Raw genomic sequence first — 5,276 nt, 5'->3', positions numbered from 1 at the left:
CTGGCAGTTCCCTACTCTCGCATGGGGAGACCCCACACTACCATCGGCGCTACGGCGTTTCACTTCTGAGTTCGGCATGGGGTCAGGTGGGACCACCGCGCTACAGCCGCCAGGCAAATTCTTGGTGCTCTGTACGCAATACTTTATCGCATCAGCCGCGTTGGCCGCGCTCGTAAAGTCAGTCACATACTTCAGTATGCTCCTTCCTTTCCTTCGCTTGCCGCCTTGCTGCTGCGCAAACTATTGTGTACTTAACTCTGAATCAATGCTGAAAATCTTCTCAAACCCACCGAAACAGCTTCGGCGTTGTAAGGTTAAGCCTCACGGTTCATTAGTACCGGTTAGCTCAACGCATCGCTGCGCTTACACACCCGGCCTATCAACGTCGTCGTCTTCAACGTTCCTTCAGGACCCTCAAAGGGTCAGGGAGAACTCATCTCGGGGCAAGTTTCGTGCTTAGATGCTTTCAGCACTTATCTCTTCCGCATTTAGCTACCGGGCAGTGCCATTGGCATGACAACCCGAACACCAGTGATGCGTCCACTCCGGTCCTCTCGTACTAGGAGCAGCCCCCCTCAATTCTCCAGCGCCCACGGCAGATAGGGACCGAACTGTCTCACGACGTTCTAAACCCAGCTCGCGTACCACTTTAAATGGCGAACAGCCATACCCTTGGGACCTACTTCAGCCCCAGGATGTGATGAGCCGACATCGAGGTGCCAAACACCGCCGTCGATATGAACTCTTGGGCGGTATCAGCCTGTTATCCCCGGAGTACCTTTTATCCGTTGAGCGATGGCCCTTCCATACAGAACCACCGGATCACTATGACCTGCTTTCGCACCTGCTCGAGCCGTCACTCTCGCAGTCAAGCCAGCTTATGCCATTGCACTAACCTCCTGATGTCCGACCAGGATTAGCTGACCTTCGTGCTCCTCCGTTACTCTTTAGGAGGAGACCGCCCCAGTCAAACTACCCACCAGACACTGTCCGCAACCCGGATCACGGGTCTACGTTAGAACACCAGCCATTAAAGGGTGGTATTTCAAGGATGGCTCCACGCAGACTGGCGTCCACGCTTCAAAGCCTCCCACCTATCCTACACATCAAGGACCAGTGTTCAGTGTCAAGCTATAGTAAAGGTTCACGGGGTCTTTCCGTCTTGCCGCGGGTACACTGCATCTTCACAGCGATTTCAATTTCACTGAGTCTCGGGTGGAGACAGCCTGGCCATCATTACGCCATTCGTGCAGGTCGGAACTTACCCGACAAGGAATTTCGCTACCTTAGGACCGTTATAGTTACGGCCGCCGTTTACCGGGGCTTCGATCAAGAGCTTCGCGTTGCCGCTGACCCCATCAATTAACCTTCCGGCACCGGGCAGGCGTCACACCGTATACGTCCACTTTCGTGTTTGCACAGTGCTGTGTTTTTAATAAACAGTTGCAGCCAGCTGGTATCTTCGACTGATTTCAGCTCCACCCGCAGGGGCTTCACCTACATATCAGCGTGCCTTCTCCCGAAGTTACGGCACCATTTTGCCTAGTTCCTTCACCCGAGTTCTCTCAAGCGCCTTGGTATTCTCTACCTGACCACCTGTGTCGGTTTGGGGTACGATTTGATGTTACCTGATGCTTAGAGGCTTTTCCTGGAAGCAGGGCATTTGTTGCTTCAGCACCGTAGTGCCTCGTCATCACACCTCAGCGTTAACAAGGTACCGGATTTACCTGGAACCTCCGCCTACATGCTTAAACCGGGACAACCGTCGCCCGGCCAACATAGCCTTCTCCGTCCCCCCTTCGCAGTAACACCGAGTACAGGAATATTAACCTGTTTCCCATCGACTACGCCTTTCGGCCTCGCCTTAGGGGTCGACTCACCCTGCCCCGATTAACGTTGGACAGGAACCCTTGGTCTTCCGGCGAGCGGGCTTTTCACCCGCTTTATCGTTACTTATGTCAGCATTCGCACTTCTGATACCTCCAGCATGCCTCACAGCACACCTTCGCAGGCTTACAGAACGCTCCCCTACCCAACAACACATAGTGTCGCTGCCGCAGCTTCGGTGCATGGTTTAGCCCCGTTACATCTTCCGCGCAGGCCGACTCGACCAGTGAGCTATTACGCTTTCTTTAAATGATGGCTGCTTCTAAGCCAACATCCTGGCTGTCTGTGCCTTCCCACATCGTTTCCCACTTAACCATGACTTTGGGACCTTAGCTGGCGGTCTGGGTTGTTTCCCTCTTCACGACGGACGTTAGCACCCGCCGTGTGTCTCCCGTGATAACATTCTCCGGTATTCGCAGTTTGCATCGGGTTGGTAAGCCGGGATGGCCCCCTAGCCGAAACAGTGCTCTACCCCCGGAGATGAGTTCACGAGGCGCTACCTAAATAGCTTTCGGGGAGAACCAGCTATCTCCCGGTTTGATTGGCCTTTCACCCCCAGCCACAGGTCATCCGCTAATTTTTCAACATTAGTCGGTTCGGTCCTCCAGTTAGTGTTACCCAACCTTCAACCTGCCCATGGCTAGATCACCGGGTTTCGGGTCTATACCCTGCAACTTAACGCCCAGTTAAGACTCGGTTTCCCTTCGGCTCCCCTATACGGTTAACCTTGCTACAGAATATAAGTCGCTGACCCATTATACAAAAGGTACGCAGTCACACCCGAAGGTGCTCCCACTGCTTGTACGTACACGGTTTCAGGTTCTTTTTCACTCCCCTCGCCGGGGTTCTTTTCGCCTTTCCCTCACGGTACTGGTTCACTATCGGTCAGTCAGGAGTATTTAGCCTTGGAGGATGGTCCCCCCATATTCAGACAGGATACCACGTGTCCCGCCCTACTCTTCGAGTTCACAGCAAGTGTGCTTTCGTGTACGGGAGTATCACCCTGTACCCTGCGACTTTCCAGACGCTTCCACTAACACACAAGCTGATTCAGACTCCGGGCTGCTCCCCGTTCGCTCGCCGCTACTGGGGGAATCTCGGTTGATTTCTTTTCCTCGGGGTACTTAGATGTTTCAGTTCCCCCGGTTCGCCTCGTTAGCCTATGTATTCAGCTAACGATAGTGTGACGAATCACACTGGGTTTCCCCATTCGGACATCGCCGGGTCAAGGGTTCATATCACCTCGCCGGCGCTTTTCGCAGATTAGCACGTCCTTCATCGCCTCTGACTGCCAGGGCATCCACCGTGTACGCTTAGTCGCTTAACCTCACAACCCGAAGCTGTTTCACTTCGTGTTGTGAAAATCTGAGAGACTCGAACACACCTTCATCTGTTCTTATTACGGAGAACAGACACAGTGTGTCGTTTCAATTTTCAGCTTGATCCAGATTTTTAAAGAGCAAAACTTCGCAGCGCACCTTCGCAGGTACACTCTGAAGTTTTCAGTTTTTCGCAGTAAAGATGGTGGAGCTATGCGGGATCGAACCGCAGACCTCCTGCGTGCAAGGCAGGCGCTCTCCCAGCTGAGCTATAGCCCCATCGTGGTCAATCTCTTCAAATTTGCGTTGCAAATTTGGTAGGCCTGAGTGGACTTGAACCACCGACCTCACCCTTATCAGGGGTGCGCTCTAACCACCTGAGCTACAAGCCTGCAGAGATTTTTTACTGCTAATTTTCATCAGACAATCTGTGTGAGCACTACAAAGGCAGGTTCTTTAAGGTAAGGAGGTGATCCAACCGCAGGTTCCCCTACGGTTACCTTGTTACGACTTCACCCCAGTCATGAATCACAAAGTGGTAAGCGCCCTCCCGAAGGTTAAGCTACCTACTTCTTTTGCAACCCACTCCCATGGTGTGACGGGCGGTGTGTACAAGGCCCGGGAACGTATTCACCGTAGCATTCTGATCTACGATTACTAGCGATTCCGACTTCATGGAGTCGAGTTGCAGACTCCAATCCGGACTACGACGCACTTTATGAGGTCCGCTTGCTCTCGCGAGGTCGCTTCTCTTTGTATGCGCCATTGTAGCACGTGTGTAGCCCTACTCGTAAGGGCCATGATGACTTGACGTCATCCCCACCTTCCTCCAGTTTATCACTGGCAGTCTCCTTTGAGTTCCCGGCCTAACCGCTGGCAACAAAGGATAAGGGTTGCGCTCGTTGCGGGACTTAACCCAACATTTCACAACACGAGCTGACGACAGCCATGCAGCACCTGTCTCAGAGTTCCCGAAGGCACCAAGGCATCTCTGCCAAGTTCTCTGGATGTCAAGAGTAGGTAAGGTTCTTCGCGTTGCATCGAATTAAACCACATGCTCCACCGCTTGTGCGGGCCCCCGTCAATTCATTTGAGTTTTAACCTTGCGGCCGTACTCCCCAGGCGGTCGACTTAACGCGTTAGCTCCGGAAGCCACGCCTCAAGGGCACAACCTCCAAGTCGACATCGTTTACGGCGTGGACTACCAGGGTATCTAATCCTGTTTGCTCCCCACGCTTTCGCACCTGAGCGTCAGTCTTTGTCCAGGGGGCCGCCTTCGCCACCGGTATTCCTCCAGATCTCTACGCATTTCACCGCTACACCTGGAATTCTACCCCCCTCTACAAGACTCAAGCCTGCCAGTTTCAAATGCAGTTCCCAGGTTGAGCCCGGGGATTTCACATCTGACTTAACAGACCGCCTGCGTGCGCTTTACGCCCAGTAATTCCGATTAACGCTTGCACCCTCCGTATTACCGCGGCTGCTGGCACGGAGTTAGCCGGTGCTTCTTCTGCGAGTAACGTCAATCACTGCGGTTATTAACCACAATGCCTTCCTCCTCGCTGAAAGTACTTTACAACCCGAAGGCCTTCTTCATACACGCGGCATGGCTGCATCAGGCTTGCGCCCATTGTGCAATATTCCCCACTGCTGCCTCCCGTAGGAGTCTGGACCGTGTCTCAGTTCCAGTGTGGCTGGTCATCCTCTCAGACCAGCTAGGGATCGTCGCCTAGGTGAGCCATTACCCCACCTACTAGCTAATCCCATCTGGGCACATCCGATGGCAAGAGGCCCGAAGGTCCCCCTCTTTGGTCTTGCGACGTTATGCGGTATTAGCTACCGTTTCCAGTAGTTATCCCCCTCCATCAGGCAGTTTCCCAGACATTACTCACCCGTCCGCCACTCGTCACCCGAGAGCAAGCTCTCTGTGCTACCGTTCGACTTGCATGTGTTAGGCCTGCCGCCAGCGTTCAATCTGAGCCATGATCAAACTCTTCAATTTAAGTTTGATGCTCGTGAATTAAACTTCGTAATGAATTACGTGTTCACTCAGAGACTTGGTATTCATTT

General features: G+C 53.2%; 2 tRNA genes and 3 rRNA genes. All 5 read right to left on the bottom strand.

The window, feature by feature from the left end:
- A 5S ribosomal RNA gene (rrf, locus tag WFM46_RS22655) occupies positions 1 to 114 on the bottom strand; the annotation flags it as partial.
- A 196-nt stretch (positions 115 to 310) separates the two neighbouring features.
- A 23S ribosomal RNA gene (locus tag WFM46_RS22650) occupies positions 311 to 3,214 on the bottom strand.
- A 195-nt stretch (positions 3,215 to 3,409) separates the two neighbouring features.
- Positions 3,410 to 3,485: transfer RNA gene (locus tag WFM46_RS22645), tRNA-Ala, on the bottom strand.
- A gap of 36 nt (positions 3,486 to 3,521) precedes the next feature.
- A tRNA-Ile gene (locus WFM46_RS22640) sits at positions 3,522 to 3,598 on the bottom strand.
- Positions 3,599 to 3,668: 70 nt separating this feature from the next.
- Positions 3,669 to 5,208: ribosomal RNA gene (locus WFM46_RS22635) — 16S ribosomal RNA — on the bottom strand.
- Between the last annotated feature and the right edge of the window lie 68 nt (positions 5,209 to 5,276).

Origin of the sequence: Leclercia sp. M50, from assembly GCF_037150775.1 — a bacterium.
In the GTDB taxonomy this organism is placed as follows: domain Bacteria; phylum Pseudomonadota; class Gammaproteobacteria; order Enterobacterales; family Enterobacteriaceae; genus Enterobacter.
The sequence above is the reverse complement of the archived record's forward strand: the minus strand, read 5'-3'. Positions and strand labels throughout refer to the sequence as shown.